Source organism: Streptomyces sp. WM6386 (assembly GCF_000972385.1).
GTDB lineage: Bacteria > Actinomycetota > Actinomycetes > Streptomycetales > Streptomycetaceae > Streptomyces.
Genome location: NZ_JXTE01000834.1, coordinates 1 through 299, shown reverse-complemented (window position 1 = coordinate 299; position 299 = coordinate 1). Strand labels below are relative to the sequence as shown.

Sequence of the window (299 nt, the reverse complement as noted above, 5' to 3'; positions counted from 1 at the left end):
GTAGATGCCCCGGTTGCCGCACATCTCGAAGTACTGGGTACGGCGATGCTCGGGTGCCCGGGGGTCGGCGAGCGTCCCCCGCATGCTCGTGCCCTCGATGGGCTGCTGCGGCACCCCGTCCACGCTGAACGGGACCGGGACTCCGATGCAGTCGAGGATGGTCGGCAGTACGTCGATCACGTGCGAGAACTGGTGACGCAGCCCGCCGCGTTCGGGGACCCCGCGCGGCCAGTGCAGGATCATGCCGTCCCGGGTGCCGCCGAAGTGCGAGGCGACCTGCTTGGTCCACTGGTAGGGGG

The 299-nt window shown here is 69.9% G+C and carries 1 pseudogene; it reads right to left on the bottom strand.

The features are described 5' to 3' along the window. Positions 1-299: pseudogene (locus TN53_RS43865) on the bottom strand (sulfatase-like hydrolase/transferase); the annotation flags it as partial.